Consider the following 25,961-nt stretch of genomic DNA (forward strand, 5'->3'; position numbering starts at 1 on the left):
GTCAGGCGGGGACGGACACGGTCGACAGGACCGCCGCGGTGATCAGGGCGAACGAGACCGCACCGGCGTCGGGGGTGCCGACCGCGTCCTCGCCGTGGGTGCGGGCGCGGCCCATCTTCGGCAGCAGCTCGGCGGTCGCATCGGCGGCAGCAGTCGCCGCGGCGGACGCGGCCGCCCAGGCACGGATTAGGTCGTCGCCGGCCGCGACGCAGTCGGTGAGGACCTGGTCGAACGGGACGATCGCGTCGACCATGGTCTTGTCACCGGGGACGGCGCCGAAGGCGAGGACCGCCTCGGTGGCGGCGTGCACCGCGCTCTGGACCGTGGCAGCTGACGGACGCTCGTCGTCTCCGACGACGCGACCCAGTGCCTCCAGGGCGGCTCCCCAGATCGCACCGGACGTTCCACCGGCCTTGTCGGACCACGCGTCCCCGGCGATCGCCAGGACGCTGCCGGCACCGGCGCCGCGCGTCACCGCGTCCGCGGCGGCGCGGTCCGCCGCGGTGGCGCCGCGCTGCATGCCGATCCCGTGGTCGCCGTCGCCGGCGACGGCGTCGATGCGACCGAGTTCGTCGGCGTGGTCGTCGATGGTGGTGCGGATGGCCGCGATCGCCGCGGCGACCCGGACGGCGGACGCCTGCGACGCCTCGGAACCGACCGTGACGAGCGCCTGGACGTCGGCCGCGAGGACGTCGGCGGCGACCGGCTGCTGCGGGACGGCACCGCCCTTGCGGTACGCGGGGCTGTCGGCGGGCGCGGCCCAGAGCTGTTCGAGTTCGTCGTCGAGCCAGAAGAGCGTCAGCGAGACGCCGGCCATGTCGAAGCTCGTGACGAGTTCGCCGACCTCGGGCTCGACGACCACGACGCCCGCGTCGGTGAGCTTCCGCTGCACAGCACCGAAGACGACGAAGAGCTCCTCGTACTTGACGGAACCGAGGCCGTTCAGGATCGGGACGACGCGCTGGCCGGCGTGCGCTTCCACCCCCTCCGGCAGCTCGGTCAGCAGCTTGTCGACGAGCAGGTCGGCCAGTCCGGACGCGGTGGGGACGTCGGCTTCGGCGATGCCGCGTTCGCCGTGGATGCCCATCCCGATGGCCATCCGACCCTCGGGGACGGTGAAGAGCGGCTCGTCCGCGCCGGGGAGCGAGCAGCCGGAGAACGCGACGCCGAAGCTGCGGGTGCGGTCGTTGGCACGGGTCGCGATCGCGGTGACCGTGTCGAGGTCGTCCCCGCGTTCCGCGGCGGCACCGGCGACCTTGAAGACGCAGAGGTCACCGGCGATGCCGCGGCGCTTGTGGGCTTCGGCGCTCGGGGCGGAGGCGACGTCGTCGGTCACGCGGACCGTGCGGACGTCGATCCCGCTGTCGGCCAGTGCTCGCGCCGCGGCGTCGAAGTTGAGCACGTCGCCGGCGTAGTTGCCGTAGCTCAGCAGCACCCCGCCGCCGTGCTCGGAGGCCTTCGCGACCGCCGCGACCTGCTGGGCGCTCGGGCTGGCGAACAGGTTGCCCATCGCAGCGCCGGCGGCGAGGCCGTGCCCGACGAGTCCGCCGAAGGCCGGGTAGTGGCCGGAGCCGCCGCCGACGACGAGCGCGACGGTCCCCTCGGGGCTGGTGGTCGAGCGGGCGACGCCGCCGTGGACCTTGCGGACCCGGGCCTGGTTCGCGGCCACGAAACCGTCGACCATCTCGTCGGCGAAGTCGGCCGGGTCGTTGAACAGGCGGGTCATGCGTGGCGCTCCTGGGTGGTGGTCGTCGTGGCCTGCGCGGTCGTCTCGGCCTGCGCGGTCGTCGCGGTCGGCGTGGCCTGCGCCGCAGCGTCGGCGTCCCGTCGTTCGTTCCGCTTGGTGTTCCGACCGAGCACGAACATCAGCACGCTCGACAGCACCATGAAGAAGCCGACGATGAACATCGGGACCTGGTAGCCGCCGGTCCACCCGCTGACGACGCCCGTGATGTACGGGGCGGCGAACCCGCCGAGGTTGCCGATCGTGTTGATGAGCGCGACCCCCGCGGCCGCGGCGGCACCGGTCAGGAACTGCGTCGGCACGGTCCAGAAGTTCGGCAGCGCGGCGAAGATCGCGCAGGCGGTGACCGCGATGACGGCGATCGTGGCGGCCGGGCTGTTCATGTAGAGCGCGACCGGGATGCTCAGGCCACCGACGAGCGCGGGGACGGCGATGTGCCAGACCCGGACGCCACGGCGGAAGGCGTCACGCGACCAGAAGTACAGGACGACCGCGGCGGGGACGTACGGGATCGCCGTGATCATGCCCTTCTGGAACAGGTCGAACGTGGTGCCGAACTGCTCCTGGAAGCCGTCGATGATGGTCGGCAGGAAGAAGCTCAGTGCGTACAGGCCGTAGATGAAGCCGAAGTAGACCGCGGCGAGCATCCAGACGCGGCCGGAACCGAAGGCTGCACGGAGACCGCCCTTGGCGTGCCCGTCTCCCCCGCCCTTGGCCTTGTTCTCGGCTGCGAGGGCTCCCTCGAGCCACAGCTTCTCGTCCTCGTCGAGCCACTTCGCCTGCGACGGCTTGTCCTTGAGCACGAAGAGGCACAGGATGCCGACGATGATCGCCGGGATCGAGACGCACAGGAACATGAAGCGCCAGCCGGCCAGGCCGCCGAGCATGCCCTCGTGGGTCATCAGCCAGCCGGCGAGCGGGGAGCCGATGACGCTCGTCAGGGGCTGGGCCAGGTAGAACAGCGCGAGCATCTTGCCGCGGTGCCGGGCGGGCACCCACGTCGACAGGAACAGGATCGCGCCGGGGAAGAACCCGGCTTCGGCGATGCCGAGCAGGAAGCGCAGCCCGACGAGCTGCGGGTAGTTCTGCACCCACGTGAAGAGCAGCGAGACGATGCCCCACGTGATCATGATGCGCGCGAGCCAGATGCGCGCGCCGAACTTGTGCAGCGCCAGGTTGGAGGGCACCTCGAGCACGAGGTAGCCGATGAAGAACACGCCGGAGGCGAACCCGAACTGGGCGGCGGTCAGACCGAGGTCCGCCTCCATGCCGTTCGGGGCCGCGAAGGAGATCGCGGTGCGGTCGAGGAAGTTGATGAAGAACATCAGTGCCACGAACGGCACGATGCGGATCGCGATCTTGCGGATGGCCGTCTTCTCGACGACCGAGGTGGGGATGCCTCGCGTGGCGGGGATGTCCACGATGACTCCTGCTCGGTGGGGGTGGTACGACTCCGACCCGTGCTGCTGCGCCCGGATGGAGCGGGCGCATCGGTGCGCCTGGTCCAGTGTGCGGATTCGAATTCGACTTGTCAACCGGTTGACCAAACCAACCCAAGCCCCTCGAAGCCCAACCGGTTGACCGAACGGTACGCTCGCTGCATGCCCGCGTTCAGCCCGGACGACCCCCTCAACATCCGACTCGAACTCGAGTCCGTGCCCGCGGGGTCGCCCGCCTCCGAGGTCGCCCGACAGCTCGTGTCCCTGCTCACCGCGGGCGAGCTGGCCCCTGGTTCGCGGCTGCCGTCCGAGCGGATCCTGGCCGAACGGCTCGGTGTCGGCCGCTCCGCCGTGCGTGAGGCGCTGGCCGCCCTCGAGATCCTGGGCATCGTGCAGATCCGGCCCGGCTCGGGCACGTACCTGCAGGGTGGCACCTCGGACCTGCTGCCGACGACGCTGTCGTGGGGCCTCATGCTCGCCTCGAACCGCACCCGCGAGCTGCTCGAGGTCCGGTCGTCGCTCGAGCGCACGGTCGCGATCCTCGCCGCGCAGCGCGCCACGCCCGAGCAGGTCGCGGAGCTCGGCGAGTACCTCGTCCGGCAAGAGGCGACCCTCGACGACCCCGAGGCCTTCATCGACGCCGACGTGCGCTTCCACGTCCTGCTCGCCCGGGCCGCAGGGAACGACGTGCTCGGCGACCTGCTGCAGAGCCTGCGCTCGATGCTCAGCGTGTGGGTCGGCCGCCGCGTCCAGACCCGCCAGGCCACCGAGGCGGCCTACGACGAACACCGTGCGATCTACGAGGCACTCCGGGCCGGCGACGTGCCGGCCGTGCAGCGGGCGATGGACGAGCACATGGCCACGGCGAGTGCCCGCATCGAGAACGCGGAGCCCATCCCTCCCGCCGAGTGACGCGGGCGCGTGCGCGTGCGCGCGGCGCGTGCGCGTGCGCGTGCGCTTCGTGAGCAGAAATGGTCGGGTCCGTGACGGCGACCCGACATCTTCCGCTCACGATCGGGCGGCCGGGAGGCCCGGTGCGGGTCCGCCTCGCACCGTGCGACCTTGCCGGGGCGGCAACAGGGCTTGGGTTCGGCCCGGCAGGTGCGCTCGACTGGGCAGATGCATGCACACGAAACCACCATCGATGGCGTCGGCTCGGCCCGCGACTGGTGGGAGCAGCGGTACGCCGAGCGCGACGGGATCTGGTCGGGCCGGGTGAACGCGGTGCTGGCCGACGTCGCTGCGGCGCTGCCGGTCGGGCGCGCGCTCGACCTCGGCTGCGGTGAGTGCGGTGACGTCGTCTGGCTCGCCGAGCACGGCTGGGACACACTGGGAGTCGACCTGTCGGTGACGGCGATCGAGCGCGGTTCGCGGGCATCCGTGTCGGCCGGGGTCGAGGAACAGACCGCGTTCGTCGCCGCCGACCTCGCCACGTGGGAGACGGCTGCGCGCTTCGACCTGGTGACGGCGTCGTTCCTGCAGTCGTGGCCGGTGGAGATCCCCCGCGCGGAGATCCTGCGCGGGCCACCGGGTTCGTCGCACCCGGCGGGCACCTGCTCGTCACCGCGCACGCTGCCCCACCGCACGACGACCTGCCGGCAGCGATGCGGGAGTACCGGTTCCCGACGCCCGACGAGGACCTGACGGCCCTGCAGCTCGACGGCTCGTGGGACGTCGTCGCCGCCGAACTGCGGCCGCGCACCGCGACGACGCCCGACGGCGATCCACACGAGGTGCTCGACAGCGTGGTGATGGTCCGCCGTCTGCACGGGTAGCGTCGGAGCGGTGAGCACCGACGACCGCGTCCGCACGATCGAGGTGGGCACCGTCGAGGTCGCGGTCGAGCGCGACGGCGCCGGCACCACCGACACCTCGTCCCCTCGCCCGTACCTGCACCCGGTACGGACCCTCGGCGGCACCGTGCTGAGCGCCCACCACCCGGCCGACCACGACTGGCACTGCGGTGTCGGGGTCGCGATCCCGGACGTCGACGGCGTGAACTGCTGGGGCGGTCGCACCTACGTGCACGGTCGGGGCTACGTGTGGCGCGACGACCACGGCCGTGTCGACGTCGTACGCGCCGAGCAGCGCCCCGCTCAGTACGGCAGCAGCACGACCCAGGAACTCGTCTGGCGCGGCCCCGACCACGCAGTCGTCCTGCACGAGGACCGCACACTCGCCTGGCGCGCCGTCGACTCCGGGTGGGAACTGACCTGGTCGTCGTCGTTGCGCACTCCCGGTGATGCGGTGGTGCACCTCGGCGGTCCGGGCAGCAACGGCCGGGTCGGCGCCGGGTACGGCGGGTTCTTCTGGCGCTTCGCCGACTGCACCGACGTGGTCGTCCGGACCGCTGACGCGCAGGGCGAAGCGGCGGTGCACGGCTCGGTCGCGCCCTGGGTCGAGTGGTCCGCGGTGTTCGAGGGAGCGCCGGCGACGATCCGACTCGAAGCGCTCGACCACCGCGATCCCTGGTTCGTCCGTGCCGCCGAGTACCCGGCGATCGGTTCGGCCCTCGCCTGGCGCGAGCCGGCGCTCGTGCACCCCGGTGTCCCGCTCGTCCGCTCCTTCCGCGCGACCATCACCGACGGTACGACGAGCACCGGCGGTACGACGCCGGGCGGCAATACGCTGGACCGATGAGCACCGCAGACTGGGAAGCCCGCGTCGCCGCACTCTGGGCCGACGACACGATCGACGACCAGCAGCGCATCGACCGCATGCGCGAACTCGCCGGCACTGCGCCGCACCCGGCCCTCGGCGCGTTCGAACTCGGCGGCGCGAACGACTCCGGCGGCCACGAGGCCGAGGCCGACGTCCACTACGCAGCTGCCACCGCCGCGGGACTCGCCGACGTCGATCCCGCCCGTGCTGCGCAGATGGTCGTGCAGCACGCCTCGACCCTGCGGAACCTCGACCGCGTCGACGAGGCCATCGCGATGCTCCGCGACGCCCCGGAACACCCGTCCACGGGTGCCGCGCCGAAGGTGTTCCTCGCGCTCGCGCTGCACAGCGCGGGCCGTCACGACGAGGCACTGCGTGTCGCGATCGAGGCCGTCGAGCCGACGCTCCCCCGCTACCACCGCTCGGTCCGCGCCTACGCAGCCGCCCTCACCGAGTGAGTTGCACGAGCCGGGCGGCGGTGACGGCCCGGCTCGCGGAGACGCGCACGGGCCCCGGAACAGGACAGGTCGACTGACGCCCAGTGAGGCGCTCCCTCCCCACGGGCCGAGCGTACTTCGCCTGAACCGACAGGGGCAGTGCCCGATCAGCCGGGATCGACTTCACGCCCCGTCGATCCCGCCACCGCGCCCGCCGGCACCCACTCCCGCCGCCCGCACGCGGGCGCACGGGCACCCGGGCGCGCGAACGCGCGGGCAGGCGGCCGCCTTCGGGCGGGATCGACGCTCGGGGCGCGACGCAGGGCGGACGGGAGGCGCGGGGCGGGCCCGCACCGGGCCTCCCGTCTGCCAGCGGCGACCGTCTAGGGCCGCGCGCCCTCCTGCTGCCCCGTCACCTGCGCGACGGGCAGCGAGTCGCTCGTCGTGCGGAGCGACTCCTGCCGGATCTCGAGCTGCGTCACGGCGAGGGCAGCCAGGTCGTGCAGGTTGGCGAGGTCGGCCTCGGTCGCCTGCCGCGGCTTCGTGTCGAGCACCGCGAGGGTGCCGATCGGGACGCCGTCGTGCCGTACGAGCGGAACGCTCACGTAGAACCGGATGCCGAGCGCGCCGGTGACGAGCGGGCTGTGCTGCATGTCCGGGTGGATCGACCCGTCCGGGATCACCACGGGGACCGCGACGGGCGCGAAGCCGTTGCCGAAGTTGATGTTGCGCGCCGCTTCGTCGACGCCCTCGGCGATGTACGACTGCGACCAGGCGCGGTCCTCGTCGAGCACCTCGACCAGGGCGATGGGCGCGTCGAACAGGCGGGCGGCCATCGCGGTGGTGCGGTGCAGGGCCTCGTCGGGCAGGGTGTCGAGCGTCGCCGGTCGGGCCGTGTCGGCGTCGGCTCGAGGTGCACCGGCAGCAGCGGCCGGAGCCGCCGCCGTGGTGTCCACGACGTGGTCGGTGCCGGCGGTCTCGGCGATGACGACGTCGCGCAGCAGCGTCACGAGCTCGGCGCCGGCGGGGCGCGCGGCCGGGTCCTGCGCGGTCATCGCGCGGAGCAGCTGCTTCCAGTGCTCGGGCAGGGGCTCGGGCACGACCGGGTCGCGGGACAGCCGGGCGACGGCGGACTCGACGAGCGAACCGGGGAACTCCCGGCGACGGGTGAAGCACTGCAGCAGCACGAGGCCGAGCGAGTAGACGTCGCTCGGGCTCCCGACGTCGCCGCCGCGGGCCTGCTCGGGGCTGAGGTACGCGGCCGTGCCGGTGGTGACGCCGTCGGCGGTCAATCGTTCGACGCCCGCGGCGAGCGCGATGCCGAAGTCGGTGAGCCGTGCGCGGGCACGGTCGGAGTCGTTCCCGTAGTCGACGAGCAGGATGTTCGACGGCTTGATGTCGCGGTGCACCACGCCGTGGCTGTGGATGTAGTGCAGCGCCTCGGCCATGTCGTAGCCGATCTCGGCGATGTGGCGGGAGGCGAGCGGACCGACGGACAGTCGTTCCTCGAGGTCCTGGCCGACGACGAGCGCCATCACGAGGTAGCGCTGGTGGGTGCCGTCGTGGCCGGTGACGACGCCGGTGTCGAGCAGGCTGACCAGGTTGTGGTGCTCGAGCGAGGCGAGCACCCCGAGCTCGGCTTCTTGCCGGGCGATGTCGACCGTGCCGGCGTGGAAGACCTTGACGGCGACGGGGCGGTGCAGGCTCTCGTCGATGCCGCGGTACACGACGGACATGCCGCCCTGGCCGATGGCGTGTTCGAGTCGGTAGCGCCCGTCGAGCAGTGGGGCCGCGGACTGGGGGTCCTCGGTCGGACTCATCGAACCTCGTTCTCGGTGCGGGCAGGCTTCGGTGCATCTTCCCATCCCGACGGGGATCGTGGTGGCCCGCGGCGTTCTCCGGATGGACACGCCGGCCACTCGTACGGTGCCGCGTCGCAGCAGTACCTCGACGCCATCAGCGAGGTCGACGGGTACGTCGGGCAGCTGCAGACTGCGGTGCAGGCGCGCACCACGTACTCGTCGGAGCAGTGGTCGTTCATCGTGACCGCCGACCACGGGCACACCGACGCCGGCGGCCACGGCGGCAGCACCCCGGCCGAGCGCTCGGCGTTCATCATCAAGACCGGCCCCGGCATCACGAAGCAGACCCCGGCGATCCGCCCGAAGAACGTCGACATCGCCGCCGACGTCCTCGCCACCTTCGGCGTCGCCCGCCCCACCGAGCTCGACGGCCGTCCGCTCGCGACCGCGTCGACCGACCCGTTCGACACGATGGTCGGCGCCCTGGAGCCCCGCGTCGACGAGACCGGGATCCCGGCCTCGACGCTCGGCTGGACGAAGAGCATGCCGACCGGCTGGAGCGTCGACAACACCGGCATGGGCACCGGCGGCGTCACCGAGTGGGCCGGCTGGACCCTGACCGACGACGACTTCTGGACGCAGTCGCAGCGCGACCAGACCCGCGAGGCCAACGTCCGCGAACGCGGCGTCGTCGCCGTCGCCGACTCCGACGAGTGGGCGGACAAGACCCACACCGGCACGTTCTCGAGCCGCATCACCTCGCAGCCGTACTCGGTCGTGGGCAAGACCCGCGCGACCATCTCGTTCGGCAACCACTACCGCCAGGAGGGCGGGCAGCAGGCCACCGTCCTCGTCTCCTTCGACGGAGGCGCGTTCCGGCAGGTCGCGTCGTACACGACCGACCAGATCGCGCAGGTCGCGTCGGTCCCCGTCACGGTGCCGTCCGGTGCGGAGCAGGTCCGCGTCCAGTGGGCGCTGACCAACGCCGACAACGACTGGTACTGGGCGATCGACGAGCCGCAGGTGCGCTGAGCCGGACCGTCACCACCGGTGCGTCGCCACCGTGCTCACCCGCAGGTCCTCGAACGTGCTCGTGAACCCGGCACCGCCGAGCGAGATGAGCCCGATCCTCGGCGCGCTCCCGAGGTCCGCCGTCCACGTCCCACCACGGGCGAAGTGCCGCCCGTCGACGCTCGTCCAGGCGGTGTACCGGTGCTCCCCGCCGACGACCCGGTGCACGATCCGGAGCGTGGTGGAGTCCCCGACCGGTCCGACGACCGTGTTGCCGTAGCTCGGGGCTCCGGCCGGCTGCCCGGAGACCTGCTTGCCGAACTCCGTCTGCCGGGTGTTGAAGATCGAGTTCGACGTCAGACGGACGTAGTTGCCGTCGTCGCCCCACACGATCAGTCCGCCCTGCACGTAGTTCACGCCGTCGCCGGTGGCAGGGGTGTCCACCGCGACGGTCGTCTGCACCACGTAGTCGCCTCGCGGTGCCGGTTCGGACAGCACCGAGGCGAGTGGCGTCGCCGGTGGGTGGATGTCGGCGTCCTGCGTCTGCCAGCGAAACGTGCCGCCGCCGACGGTCCAGGTCGAGCGGTCGGGTTCACGGGTCCAGCGGAGCGCCGTGGGGAGCGTGCTCCCGTCGAACGACGTCGACAGCGCGCGGATGGTCCGTCCGGGCACGTCGACGGGTGCGGTGGTCGCCCGGTAGGTCGCACGCTGTCCCGGCTGTGCGACCGGCCCCGGCTGCACCGTGTCGGACGGTCCCGCTCCGCCCCGCACGACGGGCCAGCCGTGCCGCCAGTCGAGCGGGTCGATGAGCGCCGGCCGCTTCGTGTACGTCGGCTGCCCCGCGTAGTACGGGTCGCGGCGGTCGACCGCGTGGTAGATGATCCAGTCCTGGCCGGCGAGGTCGGTGACCACCGTGTTGTGCCCGGCGCCGACCCAGCGGTTGCCGTTCTGCGCGAGCAGGGGTGTCCCGCCGACCCGTGTGCTCGTGATCGCGACACCGTCCTGGTCGGTGAAGGGTCCGAGGGGGCTGCGCGACCGGGCGACGAAGACGCCGTACCCGGTCAGGGCGCCGTTGCAGCAGTTCGTGGCGGAGCCCATGAAGTACCACCAGCCGTCGTGGCGCATCAGGTAGGCGCCCTCGTACCGGTTGTCGATCGCGATCTGCCGCTCGCTCGCGGGGTCGGAGCGGAGTCCGTCGGCGCTGAGCGTGCGGACGTTGACGCCGCCGAAGTAGCTGCCGAAGTACAGGTACGTGGTGCCCTTGTCGGAGATGACCTCGGGGTCGAACGCCCAGCGCGCCCCGGTGCCGTTCGCGGCGGTCTGCGGTGCCACGACCGGGCCGCCGGAGTCCTTCCACGGACCGGTCGGGCTCGAGCTCGTCGCGACGCCCACTGCCGAGCCGCCACCGGTCGGCGCGGTCGCCGAGGGCGTGTCCGACGCGGCGTAGTACAGGTACCAGGTGCCCGCGCGACCGCGGTCCCCGGCCCGGTACACGACGTCCGGCGCCCAGATCCCGTTGGCGGCCCCCACCCACGCCGGTCGCGTCGGGAACGCGTCGTTCACGTACGTCCAGTGCGTCAGGTCGGTCGACCGGTAGGTCGGCACGCCGTGCTGCACGAGCGACCCGTCGGCGTTCTGCTCCGTCGCCGTCAGCGCGTCGGTGGTGCAGTACAGGTACCAGTTGCGGTCGCGCCCGACGCCGCGGATCGCGGTCGGGTCGGCGCAGCTCGCCGCCGTCTCGCCGTCGGGCAGGCTGAGCGCGACCGGGTTCCGGTGGGTCGGCACCGCCGCGCCGTGTCCCGTACTGCTGTGTCCGGTGGTCCGGTCCGCCACGGGCGCGGACGCTGCGGCGGGGCCGACCGGGAGGCCCGTGGTCGCGACCGCCGTGAGCGTCGCGACGGCGAGGATGGTTGCGACTGTTCGGCGCACGGGGTCCTGCTCTCATCGTCGAGGAAGGGCTGTGTGCGCGAGGGTACGCTCGCGGGCAGCGGACCGGGCCGGTTCCGTCGGGTTCCGCGCGACGAAGGAGTCAGCGATGCCCGCGAGGTTCGTGTACTGGATGAACGTGTCGATCGACGGTTTCGTCGAGCGCGACGCCGGAGAACTCGGCGACGTCGAAGGGCCCGAGTGGATGCGGATCGACGAGCCGCTGCACCGCGAGTTCAACGCCCGCGCCGCGGCGATGACCCTGTCCGTCGAGGGACGGGTCGTCCGCGACATGATGGACCCGTTCTGGCCGGATGCCCGCACCGACGAGTCGATGCCGGCGTTCATGCGCGAGTACGGCGAGGTCTGGACCGAACAGCCGAAGGTCCTGGTGTCGCGCACCCGGACCAGCGCTGACCACAACACCCGGATCATCGGGGGCGACGACGCGATCGCGCAGCTCGCCATCCTGCGCGAGGAGTCCGAGGGCGACATCGGCGTCGGCGGCCCGAACCTCGCGACACAGCTGCTCGATGCGGGGCTGCTCGACGAGCTGTTGCTCTACACGCACCCAGCCGTGCTCGGTGCCGGTCGGCCGCTGTTCGACCCGCCGGAGACGGGCGTGCGACCGCCGGTGCTGCTGGACCTGCTCGAGCAGCGGGAGTACCACAACGGGGTCACGCTGCACCGCTACCAGGTGCTGCGGTAGTCACTCCCCCGAGGGGCCTGGACCGATGATGACCAGGCGCCAGGCACTCGGCCGGTCGCTGTCGAAGTCGTTGAACGCGACGCTGTCGACGGCCTTGCTCGATGACAGCTCGATCTGGTGCGGGCTGTCGCGGCAGTCCATCGGATCGAGTTCGATGCTCTGCGATCCGCCCGGCAGCACCGTCCGCACGATGCCACGCATGTGCCCGTTGCCGTAGCAGGAGAACTCGAGGTGGTCGATCGTCCGCGAGTCCGGGAACTGCACGCGGACGCCTGGCTCGAGGTGGGCCGGGTCCTCGTCGCCGGGGCTCGTGTCGGCGCTCAGCACCCCGAGGACCGCGTCATCGGTCTCGGTCCTCGCCTCCTGCTGCGTCTTCCACTTGCCGAGGGCCTCTTCGTCGACGGGCGGCGCCGAGGTGCAGCCGGCGAGCAGGGCCACGACGGCGAGCGCCGGCAGGACCAGGGCGGGGAGGTGTCGCACGCCGTGAGCCTAGCGAGGCCAGGGGCCAGTCGATGCAGGCACAACGAACGACGTCCCACCCGTCGATCGACAGGTGGGACGTCGCAGAACGCGTGCGCGCTCGCTCGGGTCAGACGTCGCGTCGACGAGCGACCGTCAGCGCGAGTGCACCCACGACGAGCACCTCGGCCGCCAGGACACCGAAGCCGCCCCAGCCATTCAGTACGATGTCGTCCTGGCTGGCTTCCTGTCCGTCGTAGGAGTACGCGAAGAGCTGACTGCCGGCCTGGTCGGGCAGGAACTTCATGATGTTGACCGGCCACTCGAGGTTCATCAGCCCCGCCATCAGCGACAGGACCACCGGCAGGACCAGCAGGATGCCGAGCGTGATCGCGATGCCGCCGGCGCTCGACCGGACCAGCAGCCCGATCCCGTAGGCGAGCAGGGCGAGCAACGTCAGGTAGACGGACGACCCGAGGATGGGCAGGAACACCGCCGGGTTGCCGATCTCCGGCTCCACACCGTTGCCGGCCAGCAGCGGCAGCGAGATGAGCACACCGATCCAGGTCGCGACGGCACTGACCACGAACGTCGTGACCGCCAGGACCACGGCCTTCGCGAGGATCACACCGGTGCGCCGGGGGTCGGCCGTGAACGTCGAGCGGACCTGACCGGTGCCGTACTCGCCGGTGATGATGAGCACGCCGAGCACGCCCACGACGAGCGACGAGAGCAGGACGCCCACGGTGTTGACGTTCACGAGGGTGCCGTTGGCGATGTCCGTCGGCATCTGGTCGCCACCGCTGTTGGTGTTCGCACCGACGAGTGCGGCCATGCCGATCGTCACGAGCACCAGGATCGCGTAGCACCAGAACGTGGACCGGATGCTGCGCAGCTTGATCCACTCGCTCCGCACCAGGTGCGGGAACGACAGGCGGGTCGCACCGTGCATGCGGGTCGACGGCGTGGTGGGCGAGGTGGTGGCGCTCATCGGGTGCCCTCCGATCGGTACTCGACGTCGTCGCGGGTGAGGGCCATGTAGGCCTCCTCCAGGCTCGCGCCGGTCGGGGTGAGTTCGTGCAGTGCGACGCCGGCCTGGGCGGCGATGTTGCCGACCGTCGGTGCGTCGGGACCGACGACCAGGAAGGTGCCGTCTTCGCGCGGGGTGACCGTCGCGTTCGGGCCGATGGCCTGGAACAGCTGGTCGGGCGACGGCGTCCGGACGATGACCCGGCTGCCACCGCCGGCGGCGCCCGGTGCGGTTCCCCCACCGGCGACGAACTCGGCGATCGGGGCGTCGGCCAGGACCTTACCGCGGCCGAGCACGACCACGCGGTCGGCGGTCTGCGCCATCTCGCTCATCAGGTGGCTGGACAGGAACACGGTGCGACCGTCGGCGGCCATCCGGCGGGCGAGCTGCCGGACCCACAGCACGCCGTCGGGGTCGAGACCGTTGACGGGCTCGTCGAGGATCAGGGTCTTCGGGTCGCCGAGCAGTGCGGCAGCGATTCCCAGACGCTGCCCCATGCCGAGCGAGAACCCGCCGACGCGCTTCTTCGCCACGGACTCGAGGCCGGTCATGTCGATGACCTCGTGCACGCGGGCCTTCGGGATGCCGTGGGTCGCCGCGAGCGAGAGCAGGTGGTTGTAGGCGCTGCGGCCCGAGTGGACCGCCTTCGCCTCGAGCAGGGCGCCGACCTGTCGGAGCGGGTCGCGGAACGTCGTGTACGGCTGGCCGTTCACCGTCGCGCTCCCCGCGGTGGGCCGGTCGAGGCCCATGATCATGCGCATCGTGGTGGACTTCCCGGCGCCGTTCGGCCCCAGGAAGCCGGTCACACTGCCGGGTCGGACGACGAACGAGACGTCGTCCACGGCGGTCTTCGGACCGTACTGTTTGGTGAGGTGGCTGACTTCGATCACGGCGGCCACGCTATTGCAGGGGTGTCCGGCGGCGCGTCCGTCGGAAGGGGGATGTGTCAGGCGCGCGGGGGCCGAAGCCGTTCGGCCTAGCCTGAAGCCGTGGAGCAGGCACAGGACGACGGACCGTTCTTCCACGACACGAAGGCCGACCTCGTACCGGGCGACCTGCTCACCGCGGGCTTCCGGTCGAATCACCGCCCCGAGGTGGTCGTGAACCACGTCTCCTTCACGGCGGTCTCCGACGGCGCCGGGCTCGCGGCCGAGCTCGCCGCCGGTGACGCCGAACCGCGGGTCTACGAGTTCGCGCCGACCGGTCCGTACGAGGACGACCCCAACGTCACCGACGAGAAGTTCCCCGGCAACCCGACCCGGTCCTACCGCAGCACCGAACCGGTGCGGATCGTCCGCGAGGTCACCGACTGGCCCCGACTCACGCCCGACGCGCTGCGCCTCTGGCGCGAGCGCCTGGCCGCGCTGCGCGCGGACGAGCGCGGCGAGATCATCAACTGAGCCGGCTGGCGGACGGGAGGCGCGGGGCGGGGCCGCCACGGGCCTCCCGTCCGCTTCGCCCTGGTCTCAGTGCCCCGAACGTGCCCTGCGGACGTCAGCGGCTGAGCGCGTCGCTCGTCGTGACGGTCGCGAAGCTGCCGTCGAGCGCCGCCATGAAGGCGGCGTGGACGCTCGCACCCGGGACGGTGACGCCCCCGAGCGTCAGGTCCGGGGCGGCACACGCGTCGGCGACCACGGTCGCGGTGAAGCCGAGCTCGTGCGCGGCCCGGGTCGTCGAGTCGATGCACATGCTGCTCATCATCCCGACGATCGTGACCTCGTCGACTCCGGCGTCGGTCAGCAGTTCCTGGAGCCCGGTGCCGATGAAGCTGTTCGGCTCGTGCTTCTCGAGGACCGGCTCGCCGTCGACGGGCGCGACCGCCGGGTGGAAGTCGAGGCCCGGCGTGCCCGGTACGAAGAACGTGGCGCCGGGGTCGGTGGACACGTGGAAGACGTGCACCACCAGGTCGCCGGCGGCGCGGAAGGACTCGAGCACCGTGCGGGCTGCGGCGGCAGCGGCCTCGGGTTCGACGAGGGGGAACGCCCCACCCGGGAAGTAGTCCAGCTGGATGTCGACGAGGAGCAGCGCGCGGGTCATCGGTTCAGTATGGCGGGCGGCGGGCTCCAGGCCGGGCCGTGTCCGGGCTGTTCGTCGCCGGGATCGCGGGCGAAGGCGAGGCTCTCCGCGATGATCGAGAGCACGACGTCCACCTCGTGGTCGTCGCGCGGCCCGTAGACGAGGAACTCGGTGCCGTGGTCCTCGTACTGGTGCGGGGTCGCCCACCCGAGAGCGGTGAGCTCGACGCCGCGAGCCGCCGGCAGGCACAGGTGCACCGAGGTGTCGTCGACACCGTGCAGGTGCACGGGTTCGAGACGCCCATCGGGAGCGAGCGACGTCCACGGCACGACGTGGTCGGCACGGTCGCGGAGGAACAGTGCGCGCGACGACGCCGGCGAGACCTGACTGTGCCCCTCGACCACGTCCGGCAGTGCCAGTGCGTCCGCGACGAGTCGTCCCCACTGCTCCGGGGTCGCGCGGTCAGTGAGCTGACGCTGTGGCCCCTCTTCGGACACGGACGGGCGGACACCGGGGCGAGGTGTGGAGATCACCGTTCGACGCTACCGGCGCGCTCCGCCGCCGCGGGTCACGGTTTGGCGCCGTTGCCGAACGAGCCGTGCAGGGTCGTGTCCGCGAAGGCCGTCGCGTCGATCACGGCGCGGACGCGGTCGAGGACGCCCTGGTCCTCCGAGTCCACGCCGATGACGAGCGAGCCGTAGTCGACGCGCATCGTGTACGGGATCGAGGCCTCGAGCCCGGTCACGTGCGGGGTCGCGGCGAGGGTCGCCAGTCCCTGCGCCACCACAGTGGACGTCGACGTCGGGATCTGCTGGTCGAACGTGCCGTCGTAGTGGACGGTGCTGGCGATGTGCCCCTCGTCCGCCGGCACGGTCAGCGTCAGGGAGACGCCGGTCCACGCCAGCTCGGTGGCCATCGTCGTCGGGACGGCTCCGGCCTGAGCCGGGGTCGCGCCGGCGTCCATCGTGACCGTGAACCGCGATGCGAAGTGGTTCGACGTGACCCACCGGGTGGAGCAGGTCGGGTCCGGGGCGGAACTGGGGGTGTTGGTGGTCGTCTGCGTCGCCTCAGCGACGGCCGGGAGCGCACGGACCTGCCGGAGGGCGGTGCGCACCTGGCTCGCGACGGCGGGGTCGAGCGTCGGCGCCGGGGTCCGGTCCGGTGTCGGGTTCGGGTTCGGATTCGCCGCCTCCGGTGCCGGCGCTTCGTCGCTCGGACACACCGCTGTCTCGGAGCCGCTCGATCCACCGGACCGCAGCGCGTCGCGTGCCAGTCCTTCGGCGGCCGAGCACGCCGTGAGCGGCACGGTGCAGGCCAGGGCGACGAGGAGTCCGATGACGAGACGAGAGCGCACCGACCCAGTCTCCCTGCCGCGTGCTGCACGCCGGAGCCGGACGGGCGCGCTGTGTCCCGGGTGCTACCCGGCGCTCCTCTGACGACGAGAGAGCTGCCCGTCCGGTGCCTGACCCGAACAGGGCCGGACGGACAACTCCTGATCCCGTTACTGCGGGTTGTTCGGAACCGGGCCCGGGATCGATTGCTCCAGCGTACGAACGCGCCCACGTCGAAGTTCGGGTCGACGACGAGGGCGCGTCCTGTAACGGGTCATGAACGACCGGACTCATTCGGAGCCCCCCGTTCGAGGGGTTTGGTCGTGTGCGGAGTCTCGGCTCAGCGCTGCTGGTCGTCCAGGTCGAGCGAGGAGGTCAGTTCCGGGAACGCCCGCGCCTGCTCGATGAGCTGCTGCGCCTTCCGCACGACCCCCTCGACGCTGTCCGCACCGGCGACGAGGCGCACCGGTGGTGCGGACATCTCCGTCAGGGCGAGGAGCGTCCGGGCGAGCTTCGCCGGATCGCCGCTCTGCTTGCCCTCCATGCCGCGGAAGAACTCCTTGGTCTGGTCCGACGAGGACCGGTAGTCGTCGAGGTGGACGTCGCCCCAGAACGTGGAGCTGCCCTCCGCGAGCAGGTCGGTCCGGAAGAAGCCGGGCTCGACGACCGTGGTGTGGATGCCGAACGGCAGGACCTCGTCGTGCAGCGCTTCCATCCACCCCTCGAGCGCGAACTTCGACGCGGCGTACGCGCTCCCACCGGCACCGGCGACGATGCCGGCGGTCGAGCTGATGCTGATGACCCGACCGGAGCCCTGCGCCCGCATGACGGGGAGCACCGCGCGGGTGACGTTCATCGCACCGAAGAAGTTCGTCTCCATCTGCGCACGGAACTGCTCCGGGGAGACCTCTTCGAAGAACCCGCCCTGGAAACTCCCGGCGTTGTTCACCAGGACGTCGATGCGGCCGAACCGCTCGATCGCTGCGTCGACCGCGCTCCGGACGGTGCGCTCGTCCGTGACGTCCAGCGCGACGGCGAGCAGCTCATCGTGCGTGCCCACCGCTGCGACGACACGTTCCGGGTCCCGCCCGGTCGCGACGACGTGGTGTCCGGCGTCCAGGGCGGCGCGCGCGAACTCGGTGCCCATGCCGCGGCTGGTCCCGGTGATGAAGAAGGTCTGGGGTTCGGTCATGCCCCCAGCGAAGACCACTTTCGTGCAGAGAGTGAGGCTCTGCCGAAACGGGGTCGAGCAGAACCTCCCTTCCGACGCTCGAGCCGCCCTAGCGTCAGGGACATGGACCCCCTCGTGACCACGACCCCGTCGGCTCCGTCGGCTCCGCCGACCACTCCGGTTGCCGGCGACCGGCTGCCGTGGTTCCCGCTCGCACTGCTCGCGGCGATCGGGTTCGTGCTCGTCGCCATGGAGACCATGCCCGCGGGGCTCCTGCCGGTCATCGCGGACGGCATGGGGACGTCCGAGGGCACGGTCGGACTGTTCGTCAGCGCCTACGCGATCGGCACGGTCATCGTCACGGTGCCGGCGATCGCACTCACGCGGGGCCTGCACCGCAAGCCGTTGATCACGACGGCCATCGCCGTGCTCATCGTCGCGAACACCCTCACCGCGTTCGCCCCGAACGTGACCATCGCGCTCGTCACGCGGTTCGTCGCCGGCGCGGTGTCCGGGATCATCTGGGGCATGTTCGCCACCTACGCGCGGCGCATCAGTCCCGCGCGGTTCGCAGGCGTCTCGCTCGCCATCGTCTCCACGGGCGCGCCCGTCGGCTTCGCGCTCGGCACGCCGCTCGGGTCGTTCATCGGCACCGCTCTGGACTGGCGCTGGTCGTTCATCGGCCTCAGCCTCGTCGGGGTCGTCATCCTCGCGCTGATCGCGGCGTTCGTGCCGGACGCACCCGGCCAGACCGGCGCTGCGAAGCTCTCCGTGGTCAAGGTGTTCCGCATCCGTGGGATCGCGATCATCCTCGCCGTCATCGCCACGTGGATGGTCGCGCACAACACGATCTACACCTACATCTCGCCGTACCTGCGGGTGACCGGCACCGACCTCAGCGCCGGACTCGTCCTCCTCGTCTACGGCATCGCGGCGATCCTCGGCGTCGTGATCACGGGCGCGCTCCTCGACCGGCATCCCCGGCCCCTGCTGCACCTGAGCGTCGGACTGTTCGTCGTCACCGGCGTCGTCCTGCTCGTGGGTCACGCGTCGCCGGTCGCCGTCCTGGTCGCCGCCGTCCTGTGGGGTGTCAGCTTCGGTGGTGCCTCGACGCAGCTGCAGGCGGCGCTCACCACGGCCGGTGGGGAGAACGCCGACGTCGCCAGCGCGTTCCTGCCCGTCGCGTTCAACATCGCGATCTTCGTCGCCGGGGTCTTCGGAGCCGCGCTGTTGACCGTGTTCGACGGACTGGTCCTGGCGGTGGTGATGATCGTCTTCGGGGCGATCGCGGCGGTGCTCACCTTGGTCGGTCGGCGATCGGCGTTCCCCGCGCGTCTCTAGTCGGAGACCTGTAGCAGCGGTCGAGGCCGCCGGCACCGCCACGTTTCACCCGTTGACGGGATCGCCGCCCCACGTCAGGTCGCTGTCCTCGTCGACCGGGAAGGCCTCGAACCGGTCGTCGGCCAGGACCGCGTCGACCATGGCACGTGACCCGGCGACGATCGTCGAGTCCCAGTCGATCTCCGACGCGAGCACCCAGGAGTGGTCTTCCGGCCAGAGCATCTGCGGGGTGTGGGCGAGGTCGACCACCGTCCCGATCCGAGCGCGGTCCGGCCACGTCGGGTCGGCGAGCTGCGGCAGGGTCATCGAGAGGAGGAAGCACTCGCGGTGCGGCCATGGGAAGAACTCGACGGCGAGGGCGGCACGGATCGCGGCCTGCGCATCGTCGTGCTGCGCCTGGATCTCGAGCGCGTAGCGGCGCATCGCCTCGATCTCCTCCGCGGTGGCCTGATCGGCGCCCTGCCACCCGACAGCAAGCGTCGACCCCCCGCTCAGTTCGCTCCACCCTCTCCAGATCGCCGCGACCAGGTCGTCCGGTGTCGAGGTCGATGCCGCGAGGTGCTCGGTGAGCGCAGCAAGCAGGATCGGCTCGAACCAGCCTTCCTCGGGCGGGTGGACGCGCCAGCCGTCCTCGAACACCAGGTCGGACTCGTCGGTCCGGCCGGTCAGGCTCCGCCACTGGACGAGTGGGTGCACGATGCCGCCCGTTCGCGATGCGACGTCGGACCACCGCCACCGGCCGGACTCGAGGACGGGGTGGTCATCCCGTTCGTCGACGGTCGAACGGTCCTCGCGGTCCGCCGACACCGGGTGGAGGATGCGCGCGGAGGCCTCGAACCCGGTTCCGGCTGTCCCGCCCACGGTGCCGAACGTTCCCGCCCGGGCGAGCAGCCAGGCGCCGCGGGACACGTCGGTGATCAGTTCCACGTGCCGAGCCTAGGACGAGCCCCGACCGACACCGTCCGCGTGCACCAGCAGCGTCGGCAGAGCCGGGGCCGGATCCGTCGCGAGCCGAGCGTGGGTCTCCACGTCGAAGCGTTCGACGCCGTACCGCAGCTTCTGTCGCTCGGTGCCCTCCGCGGCGAACCCGGCGGCACTGGCGACCCGGCAGGACGCGGGGTTGTTCACCCGGTGCCCGAGCTCCAGGCGGAACAGCCCGACGCCGAACGCCCAGGACGAGACACTCGCCAGCGCCGCCGTCGCCAGTCCGCGTCCGCGTCCGCCACGCGCCAGCCAGTAGGACGCCCAAGCCGTCCCGTGCCGGAACTCGATCGCGGTGAGCCCGACGTTCCCGATCACGACACCGTCGTCCACGACCGCCCAGTTCTTTGCGCGGTCGCCGAATCCGAGGGAACGGCTGATGTGCTCGCGCGACTGCGCCTCGTCGCGCAGATCGGCGTCGGGGAACTGCGTTTCCAGGTCCGGCGTCGTCCGCCGGGCGAGGAGCAGCGCGGGTGCGTCGTCGACCGACCACGGGCGCAGGGCGACCACCATGTGATCAGCCGACGGCGGGCGGCCGCGGACGGGACGCGCGCAGTGCCGGGAACTGCTCGTCGCGCCACTCACCGTCGACGGGCACGCCGCTCACGGCCGCACGTTCTTCGCGCTCCCGCAGCTCCACGCGTCGGATCTTGCCCGAGATGGTCTTCGGCAGCTCCGCGAATTCGACCCGACGCACGCGTGCGTAGGCCGGGAGCGCGGTCCGCGCGTACGCGAGTACCTGTTCGGCGGTGTCCGCCGTCGCCTCGAACCCGGCGGCGAGCGTCACGTACGCCTTGACGACGTTGAGCCGGGCGTCGTCCGGGGCGGGCACGACGGCGCTCTCGGCCACGGCAGGGTGCTGCAGTAGGGCGCTCTCGACCTCGAACGGTGACACCTTGTAGTCGGACGACTTGAACACGTCGTCGGTCCGGCCGATGAACGTCAACTCCCCGTCGGTGTCTCGGACCGCGATGTCGCCGGTGTGGAAGAAGCCGTCGCGCATCGATGCCGCAGTCCGGTCGGGGTCACCGAGGTACTCGGCCATCAGGTTGACCGGCCGCTCGTCGAGGTCGAGGCAGACCTCGCCCTCGTCGCCGGGCTGCCCGGTGACCGGGTCCAACAGCGTCACGGTGACACCGGGCAACGCGCGGCCCATCGCACCGGGGGTGACGGTACTGCCCGGGGCGTTGCCGATGATCGCCGTGGTCTCGGTCTGCCCGTAGCCGTCGCGGATGGTCAGACCCCACGCGCGTTCGACCCGGTCGATGACCTCGGGGTTCAGTGGTTCTCCGGCCGACACGACCTCGCGCAGTGCCCGTGGGCGCGCACCGAGGTCGGACTGGAGCATCATCCGCCAGGCGGTGGGCGGTGCGCAGAACGTGCTCACCTCGGCGGCGTCCAGCTGCGCGAGGAGCGCGGCCGGATCGAACCGCGGGGTGTCGTGGACGAAGACGGTCGCTTCGGCGATCCACGGCGCGAAGAAGCAGCTCCAGGCGTGCTTGCCCCAGCCGGGCGAGCTGATCGCCAGGTGCACGTCCCCAGGCCGTAGGCCGAGCCAGTGCATCGTGCTGAGGTGTCCGACGGGGTACGACGTCTGGGTGTGCACGACCATCTTCGGCTTCGAGGTCGTGCCCGACGTGAAGTAGACGAGGCAGGGGTCGGCGGTCTTGGTGACGACGACCGGTCGTGACTCCCCCGCGGGCGCTGGTTCGCCGAGGTCCGACGGGTACTCCGTCCAGCCGTCCGCAGCGCCGCCGATCACGATGCGGGAGAAGTCCCCGCGGACGTGGTCGTACTTCGCGGTCTCGCTGCGGTTCGTGACGACGTGTGCGACGGCTCCGCGGTCGACGCGGTCCTGCAGGTCTGCGGTGTCGAGCATCGTCGACGTCGGCAGGATCACGGCCCCGAGCTTGATCACCGCGAGCATCGTCTCCCACAGCTCGAGCTGGTTGCCGAGCATGACCAGCACGTGGTCGCTCTTCCGGACGCCGTGCTCGTGCAGGCGCACGGCCAAGCGGTCGGACCGGGCGGCCATCTCCGCGTAGCTGAGCCGCTGTTCCGAGCCGGCCGCGTCGACGATCCAGAGCGCGATGCGGTCGTTGCCGGCCGCGATGACGTCGAACCAGTCGTTCGCCCAGTTGAAGGTGTCGCCGAGGTCCGGCCACCGGAAGGCGGCGCGGGCGGCATCGGCGGACTCTGCGGAGAGCAACTGGTCACGGGCAGCGCGGTACGCGGTGGTCACGTTCGGGTTGGGCACGGACCGATCATGCCGCATCCGTCTGGTCGTCGATCCCGAACAGCCGGCGTGCGTTCCCCGACGTGAACGCCTCGCGGGCCGTGTCCGAGGGGAACTCCCGCAGGAACGTCTCGATCTCGTCCGCGGAGGGTCGCTGGAACGGGTGGTCGGTGGAGAACAGCAGCCGGTCGGGCGTCGTGACGTCGAGCGCGTGCCGGAGCAGCGTGGGGCTGAGCATCCCCGAGCTGGTGATGTGGAGGTTCGAGCGGACCGTGTCGGACACCGTCCGCTCGAGTCCGGCGACCCGCGACAGGCTGTCCGCACGGTCGAGCCAGAAGAGCAGGAGCTCGCCCCAGTGGCCGAGCACGACCTGCAGGTCCGGGTGTCGGTCGAAGGTGCCCCCGACGATGAGGCGAAGTGCCGCGCGTGCCGCCTCGAGGTGCCACCCCCACCCGAAGGTCGCCAAGCCGAGCTCGACCATCGGGTCGAACCCCTCGTACGCCGCTTCGCGCAAACGCTTCGACGGGACCTGCGGGTGGATGAAGACCGGCTGACCCAGCGACGCTGCGGCGGCGAAGAGGTCGTCGTACCGGCGATCGTCGAGCGGCACCTCGCCGGTCCGCCCGTAGACCATCGCCCCCACGCAGCCGAGGCCGGCGGTGCGCTCCAGTTCGGCGACGGCAGCGCCCGGGTCGGCCATCGGCAGGGTCGAGAACGCGCGGAACCGGTCCGGGTGGTCCGCGACCGCGGCGATCGCGATGTCGTTCGCCTGCCGACTGAGCGGGATCGCGTCCGCGGCATCGAGCGGCTGCGCTCCGGGCGGCGCGAGGGACAGCACCTGGACGTCGATCCCCTGTGCGTCCATCGCGGCGAGCCGGGCGTCGCCGAGGTCACGGAGCAGCTCGCCGTTGTCGCCGAGTTCGTCCAGCGCCGTGCTCGGGTCGCGGCGGTCCTCGGGCAGGGCGTTGACGGCGTCGGTCAGGGCCGGGTGGTTCCAGTGCTCTTCGATCGCGATCAGGGTCATCGGGTTCCTCCGTCAGGTCGTGTACCGACGTTCTCGCTCATCGGCGTTGAGTGAACCGTACACCTCGCTCAACGCCGTAGAGTCAGACGCATGGCCGAGACCTCACGCGACGCGAAACGCGCACAGACCGCCGAGCGCATCCGCGCAGCCGCTCGGCAGCAGTTCGGTGCGAACGGGTACGAGGGCACGACGATCCGGAGCATCGCCGCAGCTGCCGGCATCGATCCGTCGCTCGTCATGCAGCACTTCGGGTCGAAGGCAGCGCTGTTCGCGACCGCCGTGCAGCTGCCGACCACGTCGGACGGTGGGAGCGAGCGCGCGGCCGCCGACCACCTGCTCGACGTCCTGGGCATCCGGTTCGACGCGCTCCCCGCCGAGACGGCCGCGCTCGTCCGGTCGATGCTGACGGTGCCCGAGGCGGCGGACACCATGCGTGGCTACCTCGACGAGCGGGTCGAGAACCTGGCGCGCTCACTGGACGGCGACGACGCCCGGCTGCGGGCGTTGCTGACCGTGAGCGGCATCCTCGGCATCACGATCACGCAGCACTTCCTGCGCCTCAGCGCCTTCGACGGCGCGTCACGTGACGACCTGCTCCGCGCGGCGCAGGGCTGGGTGGAATCGCTCACGACGGAGGCCGGGTCACCCACTCGCTGAGCCGGGTCCGCCCAGACTGTTCAGCCACCCCTCGAGCCACGGCACGACGTCCGACAGGTCCGCCGTGTCGATCGCGGTCGATGCTGTCGCCCTGGCCGCTCCGGTCGCATTGAGAGCCAGCGCCGCGGGGACCACCTCGAAGAGTGGGATGTCCGACCGACTGTCCCCGATCGCACAGCACCGCTCGATCGGCACGCCACGGGCCAGCGCGTACCGGAGCGCACGGTCTCGCTTGTCGAACTCGTCGAAGTGCTCCGCCACCGCCCCGTCGTAGGTGCCACCCGTGACCCCGACCCGCGGTCCGCCGTGCGCGACGAATCCGAACCGCCGCGCGAGCGACCGAGTGACCGGCTGCCACGCGAGCGACGCCAACACGGGGACGACCTGGTGCGTGCGGCACCACGCCACCACGAGCTCCACACCGGGGAGCACCGGTAGGTCGTCGAGCCAGCGGTCCACGGTCGTCGTCGATGCGCCGCGCCAGCCCGCGGCATCGATCTCGCTCACCTGTCGATTCGTGAGCGAGCCGTCGGCGTACCGACGCTCGGCCTCGTCCAGCGCGTCCCGGTGCCCGAATCGCTCCGCGAGATGACTGCTGCTCGAACCGGTCGACACGAGCGTCCCGTCGACGTCGAAGAAGACGATGCCGCGCACCGGCTCCGTCACTGCTCCCGATCCTCCGGCATCGCCGCGCGGATCGCTGCGATCGTGTCCGCAGTCTCGACGTGCAGGTGCGCCCGGATCCCCATCGCCCGTGCAGCCTCGATGTTCTCCGGCACGTCGTCGACGAAGAGGACGTCCTCGGGCGCGGCAGCGAGCTGGTCGAGTGCGATCCGGAAGGCCTCTGGCTCCGGCTTCGTGACCCCGATCTCGTGGCTGTAGCAGATCGGGTCGAACACGGCTGAGAACCCGAACCGTCGCTCCTCCTCCTGACGGGCGCCATCGCCCGAGTTGGACAGGATCGCGAGCCCGACCGTCCCGCGCAGACCGGCGACGAAGTCGAAGAGCGGCTCGTTCAAGGAGCCGCAGTACGCGTCCCAGAAGTCGGCTCGCATCGACGCGAGCACCTCGGCCGAGGCGCCGAGTGCGGCGCCGATCTTCCCCCAGTACTCGTCGTCGACCCCGGTCCGTCGCGCAGCGTCGGGCAGGTCAGCGTCCGACAACCGCGAGGAGAACTCCTCGTCCGTCAAGCCGAACGCAGCCGCCCACCTCGTGCGGAACTGCCCCGGCCATGCCGCGTCGTCGACCATCTCGAGCACGCCACCGACGTCGAGCAGCAGCCACCGCACCCCTCCGCCGGTCACGCGGAGACCTCGTCGAGTCGGCGGATCATCTCGAGCTCCCGCTCGTCGAGCGCGAGGACGTACGGCTCGCTCACCCCGGTCAGCTCGTACCCACGTCGCGAGTAGAAGGCCTGCGCCCGCAGGTTGCGCTCGTGCACGTGGAGACGGAGCGTGGTCCCGTGGCCGGAAGCCCACGCCTCGATCGCGTTGAGCAGCGCATCGGTCACGCCGGCCGCACGGCCGCGGTGCGACGGCGCGACGTACGCCCCGACCAGCAACGGCCCGGCAGCGGCGTCCGGGATGAACGACCCCATCGCACCGACCCAGCGGCCGTCGGCGTCGATCGCCACGAGCGCGGTCCCGCCGGCGTCCTGACCCCGGCGACCCCGCGCACGCCACTCGGTCTCGTCGAGCTGCTCGGCATCCGCCAAGTGCTCCGCGTAAGCCATCGGGGTGTCCTGGAGCATCTCCAGGCGGAGCGCTCGGACGGCTTCCCAGTCAGCCTCGGTCGTCGGTCGGATCGTGATCCCCTGCATGGACCGAGCGTAGGACAGACAGCCGTCGGCGAAACTCGTCCGAACGGATTCCAATCGACTTGGGGCAGGGCGCCGAATCACCTGCACAGACCGGGAACCACCCGGAGCGCTCACCAGCCGCACATTGCTGGTTCTCCACCCTGCACCAGGGTGTGTTCGGCGCGCAC

The 25,961-nt window shown here is 71.4% G+C and carries 28 protein-coding genes; 10 read left to right on the forward strand and 18 right to left on the reverse strand.

Annotation, left to right across the window (positions count from 1 at the left end; all coding sequences use genetic code 11):
* Nucleotide 1 precedes the first annotated feature (1 nt).
* Both ABH929_RS18250 and ABH929_RS18255 read right to left on the reverse strand, forming a co-directional pair.
* Nucleotides 2–1,726, reverse strand: a complete 1,725-nt coding sequence (locus ABH929_RS18250; RefSeq protein ID WP_404562265.1) for a dihydroxyacetone kinase family protein — start codon at nucleotides 1,724–1,726, stop codon at nucleotides 2–4.
* Nucleotides 1,723–3,165 (reverse strand): MFS transporter, encoded by a 1,443-nt coding sequence (locus tag ABH929_RS18255; RefSeq protein WP_404562266.1) that lies wholly within the window; start codon nucleotides 3,163–3,165, stop codon nucleotides 1,723–1,725. Before ABH929_RS18255 ends, ABH929_RS18250 begins: the two co-directional genes overlap by 4 nt.
* A 180-nt stretch (nucleotides 3,166–3,345) precedes the next feature.
* On the opposite strand from ABH929_RS18255, the gene ABH929_RS18260 reads away from it, so the two are divergent.
* The 5 genes from ABH929_RS18260 (at nucleotide 3,346) to ABH929_RS18280 (ending at nucleotide 6,302) form a co-directional block, all read left to right on the forward strand.
* On the forward strand, nucleotides 3,346–4,095 hold the full coding sequence (locus ABH929_RS18260) for a FadR/GntR family transcriptional regulator (RefSeq protein WP_111086527.1): 750 nt from the start codon (nucleotides 3,346–3,348) through the stop codon (nucleotides 4,093–4,095).
* Between the two features lie 207 nt (nucleotides 4,096–4,302).
* Nucleotides 4,303–4,827, forward strand: a complete 525-nt coding sequence (locus tag ABH929_RS18265) for a class I SAM-dependent methyltransferase (RefSeq protein WP_404562268.1) — start codon at nucleotides 4,303–4,305, stop codon at nucleotides 4,825–4,827.
* On the forward strand, nucleotides 4,788–4,958 hold the full coding sequence (locus tag ABH929_RS18270; RefSeq protein ID WP_404562270.1) for a hypothetical protein: 171 nt from the start codon (nucleotides 4,788–4,790) through the stop codon (nucleotides 4,956–4,958). Before ABH929_RS18265 ends, ABH929_RS18270 begins: the two co-directional genes overlap by 40 nt.
* Nucleotides 4,959–4,968: 10 nt before the next feature.
* A complete protein-coding gene (locus ABH929_RS18275) occupies nucleotides 4,969–5,823 on the forward strand; it encodes a DUF6807 family protein (protein WP_404562271.1) in 855 nt (284 codons plus the stop codon).
* Nucleotides 5,820–6,302: a tetratricopeptide repeat protein gene (locus ABH929_RS18280; RefSeq protein WP_404562272.1), complete on the forward strand. Its 483-nt coding sequence runs from the start codon at nucleotides 5,820–5,822 to the stop codon at nucleotides 6,300–6,302. The genes ABH929_RS18275 and ABH929_RS18280 overlap by 4 nt, the downstream gene beginning before the upstream one ends.
* A gap of 362 nt (nucleotides 6,303–6,664) precedes the next feature.
* Here ABH929_RS18280 and ABH929_RS18285 read toward each other — a convergent pair whose 3' ends face one another.
* Nucleotides 6,665–8,101 (reverse strand): protein kinase, encoded by a 1,437-nt coding sequence (locus ABH929_RS18285; RefSeq protein WP_404562273.1) that lies wholly within the window; start codon nucleotides 8,099–8,101, stop codon nucleotides 6,665–6,667.
* A gap of 15 nt (nucleotides 8,102–8,116) precedes the next feature.
* Between ABH929_RS18285 and ABH929_RS18290 the strand changes: the two genes are divergently transcribed.
* Nucleotides 8,117–9,115 (forward strand): alkaline phosphatase family protein, encoded by a 999-nt coding sequence (locus tag ABH929_RS18290; RefSeq protein ID WP_404562274.1) that lies wholly within the window; start codon nucleotides 8,117–8,119, stop codon nucleotides 9,113–9,115.
* Nucleotides 9,116–9,124: 9 nt separating this feature from the next.
* On the opposite strand, the gene ABH929_RS18295 is transcribed toward ABH929_RS18290, so the two are convergent.
* Nucleotides 9,125–11,023, reverse strand: a complete 1,899-nt coding sequence (locus ABH929_RS18295; RefSeq protein WP_404562276.1) for a family 43 glycosylhydrolase — start codon at nucleotides 11,021–11,023, stop codon at nucleotides 9,125–9,127.
* A gap of 106 nt (nucleotides 11,024–11,129) precedes the next feature.
* Between ABH929_RS18295 and ABH929_RS18300 the strand changes: the two genes are divergently transcribed.
* A complete protein-coding gene (locus ABH929_RS18300; protein ID WP_404562277.1) occupies nucleotides 11,130–11,729 on the forward strand; it encodes a dihydrofolate reductase family protein in 600 nt (199 codons plus the stop codon).
* Here ABH929_RS18300 and ABH929_RS18305 read toward each other — a convergent pair whose 3' ends face one another.
* The 3 genes from ABH929_RS18305 to ABH929_RS18315 all read right to left on the reverse strand — a co-directional run bounded on the left by ABH929_RS18305 (nucleotide 11,730) and on the right by ABH929_RS18315 (nucleotide 14,108).
* Complete coding sequence (locus ABH929_RS18305) at nucleotides 11,730–12,209, reverse strand: hypothetical protein (protein ID WP_404562278.1); 480 nt, start codon at nucleotides 12,207–12,209, stop codon at nucleotides 11,730–11,732.
* Nucleotides 12,210–12,318: 109 nt separating this feature from the next.
* Nucleotides 12,319–13,179 (reverse strand): ABC transporter permease, encoded by an 861-nt coding sequence (locus ABH929_RS18310; RefSeq protein ID WP_263091980.1) that lies wholly within the window; start codon nucleotides 13,177–13,179, stop codon nucleotides 12,319–12,321.
* Nucleotides 13,176–14,108, reverse strand: a complete 933-nt coding sequence (locus ABH929_RS18315; protein WP_263091981.1) for an ABC transporter ATP-binding protein — start codon at nucleotides 14,106–14,108, stop codon at nucleotides 13,176–13,178. Before ABH929_RS18315 ends, ABH929_RS18310 begins: the two co-directional genes overlap by 4 nt.
* A 99-nt stretch (nucleotides 14,109–14,207) precedes the next feature.
* On the opposite strand from ABH929_RS18315, the gene arr reads away from it, so the two are divergent.
* On the forward strand, nucleotides 14,208–14,618 hold the full coding sequence (gene arr, locus ABH929_RS18320; protein WP_404562280.1) for an NAD(+)--rifampin ADP-ribosyltransferase: 411 nt from the start codon (nucleotides 14,208–14,210) through the stop codon (nucleotides 14,616–14,618).
* 94 nt (nucleotides 14,619–14,712) lie between these two features.
* On the opposite strand, the gene ABH929_RS18325 is transcribed toward arr, so the two are convergent.
* The 4 genes from ABH929_RS18325 to ABH929_RS18340 form a co-directional block, all read right to left on the reverse strand.
* Nucleotides 14,713–15,255: a cysteine hydrolase family protein gene (locus ABH929_RS18325; RefSeq protein ID WP_404562281.1), complete on the reverse strand. Its 543-nt coding sequence runs from the start codon at nucleotides 15,253–15,255 to the stop codon at nucleotides 14,713–14,715.
* Nucleotides 15,252–15,767, reverse strand: a complete 516-nt coding sequence (locus ABH929_RS18330; protein ID WP_263091984.1) for a luciferase family protein — start codon at nucleotides 15,765–15,767, stop codon at nucleotides 15,252–15,254. Before ABH929_RS18330 ends, ABH929_RS18325 begins: the two co-directional genes overlap by 4 nt.
* Before the next feature lie 35 nt (nucleotides 15,768–15,802).
* Nucleotides 15,803–16,588, reverse strand: coding sequence for a hypothetical protein (locus tag ABH929_RS18335; protein ID WP_404562283.1), 786 nt, complete (start codon nucleotides 16,586–16,588; stop codon nucleotides 15,803–15,805).
* A 317-nt stretch (nucleotides 16,589–16,905) separates the two neighbouring features.
* Nucleotides 16,906–17,757, reverse strand: coding sequence for an SDR family NAD(P)-dependent oxidoreductase (locus ABH929_RS18340; RefSeq protein ID WP_404562284.1), 852 nt, complete (start codon nucleotides 17,755–17,757; stop codon nucleotides 16,906–16,908).
* A gap of 102 nt (nucleotides 17,758–17,859) precedes the next feature.
* Between ABH929_RS18340 and ABH929_RS18345 the strand changes: the two genes are divergently transcribed.
* Nucleotides 17,860–19,077, forward strand: a complete 1,218-nt coding sequence (locus ABH929_RS18345) for an MFS transporter (RefSeq protein ID WP_404562285.1) — start codon at nucleotides 17,860–17,862, stop codon at nucleotides 19,075–19,077.
* A 45-nt stretch (nucleotides 19,078–19,122) separates the two neighbouring features.
* Here ABH929_RS18345 and ABH929_RS18350 read toward each other — a convergent pair whose 3' ends face one another.
* The 4 genes from ABH929_RS18350 to ABH929_RS18365 are packed head-to-tail and all read right to left on the reverse strand — an operon-like array spanning nucleotide 19,123 to nucleotide 23,318.
* The gene (locus ABH929_RS18350) at nucleotides 19,123–20,004 is read right to left on the reverse strand and encodes a hypothetical protein (RefSeq protein ID WP_404562286.1); all 882 of its coding nucleotides are present in this window, start codon (nucleotides 20,002–20,004) and stop codon (nucleotides 19,123–19,125) included.
* A 9-nt stretch (nucleotides 20,005–20,013) separates the two neighbouring features.
* A complete protein-coding gene (locus ABH929_RS18355) occupies nucleotides 20,014–20,571 on the reverse strand; it encodes a GNAT family N-acetyltransferase (protein WP_263091989.1) in 558 nt (185 codons plus the stop codon).
* Nucleotides 20,572–20,575: 4 nt separating this feature from the next.
* Nucleotides 20,576–22,333 (reverse strand): AMP-binding protein, encoded by a 1,758-nt coding sequence (locus ABH929_RS18360; protein WP_404562287.1) that lies wholly within the window; start codon nucleotides 22,331–22,333, stop codon nucleotides 20,576–20,578.
* Nucleotides 22,323–23,318 (reverse strand): amidohydrolase family protein, encoded by a 996-nt coding sequence (locus ABH929_RS18365; RefSeq protein ID WP_404562289.1) that lies wholly within the window; start codon nucleotides 23,316–23,318, stop codon nucleotides 22,323–22,325. The genes ABH929_RS18360 and ABH929_RS18365 overlap by 11 nt, the downstream gene beginning before the upstream one ends.
* A gap of 90 nt (nucleotides 23,319–23,408) precedes the next feature.
* Between ABH929_RS18365 and ABH929_RS18370 the strand changes: the two genes are divergently transcribed.
* A complete protein-coding gene (locus ABH929_RS18370; RefSeq protein ID WP_263091991.1) occupies nucleotides 23,409–23,975 on the forward strand; it encodes a TetR/AcrR family transcriptional regulator in 567 nt (188 codons plus the stop codon).
* Here the strand turns inward: ABH929_RS18370 and ABH929_RS18375 are convergent.
* Genes ABH929_RS18375 through ABH929_RS18385 form a run of 3 tightly spaced genes read right to left on the reverse strand, consistent with a single transcriptional unit; the run spans nucleotide 23,961 to nucleotide 25,794 of the window.
* Entirely contained in the window at nucleotides 23,961–24,641 is a 681-nt protein-coding gene (locus ABH929_RS18375; protein ID WP_404562290.1) for an HAD family hydrolase, read from the reverse strand. The genes ABH929_RS18370 and ABH929_RS18375 overlap by 15 nt on opposite strands.
* A complete protein-coding gene (locus ABH929_RS18380; protein ID WP_404562292.1) occupies nucleotides 24,638–25,279 on the reverse strand; it encodes an HAD-IA family hydrolase in 642 nt (213 codons plus the stop codon). The genes ABH929_RS18375 and ABH929_RS18380 overlap by 4 nt, the downstream gene beginning before the upstream one ends.
* Nucleotides 25,276–25,794: a GNAT family N-acetyltransferase gene (locus tag ABH929_RS18385; protein ID WP_404562293.1), complete on the reverse strand. Its 519-nt coding sequence runs from the start codon at nucleotides 25,792–25,794 to the stop codon at nucleotides 25,276–25,278. The genes ABH929_RS18380 and ABH929_RS18385 overlap by 4 nt, the downstream gene beginning before the upstream one ends.
* Nucleotides 25,795–25,961 lie beyond the last annotated feature (167 nt).

This window comes from Curtobacterium sp. AB7 (assembly GCF_044909335.1).
Classification (GTDB): Bacteria; Actinomycetota; Actinomycetes; order Actinomycetales; family Microbacteriaceae; genus Curtobacterium.

Coding starts and splice junctions, on each gene's coding strand:
- ABH929_RS18370 (WP_263091991.1), top strand. CDS start 23,409: ATGGCCGAGACCTCACGCGACGCGAAACGCGCACAGACCGCCGAGCGC.
- ABH929_RS18385 (WP_404562293.1), bottom strand. CDS start 25,794: ATGCAGGGGATCACGATCCGACCGACGACCGAGGCTGACTGGGAAGCC.
- ABH929_RS18285 (WP_404562273.1), bottom strand. CDS start 8,101: ATGAGTCCGACCGAGGACCCCCAGTCCGCGGCCCCACTGCTCGACGGG.
- ABH929_RS18325 (WP_404562281.1), bottom strand. CDS start 15,255: ATGACCCGCGCGCTGCTCCTCGTCGACATCCAGCTGGACTACTTCCCG.
- ABH929_RS18355 (WP_263091989.1), bottom strand. CDS start 20,571: ATGGTGGTCGCCCTGCGCCCGTGGTCGGTCGACGACGCACCCGCGCTG.
- ABH929_RS18310 (WP_263091980.1), bottom strand. CDS start 13,179: ATGAGCGCCACCACCTCGCCCACCACGCCGTCGACCCGCATGCACGGT.
- ABH929_RS18260 (WP_111086527.1), top strand. CDS start 3,346: ATGCCCGCGTTCAGCCCGGACGACCCCCTCAACATCCGACTCGAACTC.
- ABH929_RS18365 (WP_404562289.1), bottom strand. CDS start 23,318: ATGACCCTGATCGCGATCGAAGAGCACTGGAACCACCCGGCCCTGACC.
- ABH929_RS18345 (WP_404562285.1), top strand. CDS start 17,860: ATGGACCCCCTCGTGACCACGACCCCGTCGGCTCCGTCGGCTCCGCCG.
- ABH929_RS18360 (WP_404562287.1), bottom strand. CDS start 22,333: ATGCGGCATGATCGGTCCGTGCCCAACCCGAACGTGACCACCGCGTAC.
- ABH929_RS18280 (WP_404562272.1), top strand. CDS start 5,820: ATGAGCACCGCAGACTGGGAAGCCCGCGTCGCCGCACTCTGGGCCGAC.
- ABH929_RS18270 (WP_404562270.1), top strand. CDS start 4,788: ATGCGGGAGTACCGGTTCCCGACGCCCGACGAGGACCTGACGGCCCTG.
- ABH929_RS18250 (WP_404562265.1), bottom strand. CDS start 1,726: ATGACCCGCCTGTTCAACGACCCGGCCGACTTCGCCGACGAGATGGTC.
- ABH929_RS18340 (WP_404562284.1), bottom strand. CDS start 17,757: ATGACCGAACCCCAGACCTTCTTCATCACCGGGACCAGCCGCGGCATG.
- ABH929_RS18265 (WP_404562268.1), top strand. CDS start 4,303: ATGCATGCACACGAAACCACCATCGATGGCGTCGGCTCGGCCCGCGAC.
- ABH929_RS18300 (WP_404562277.1), top strand. CDS start 11,130: ATGCCCGCGAGGTTCGTGTACTGGATGAACGTGTCGATCGACGGTTTC.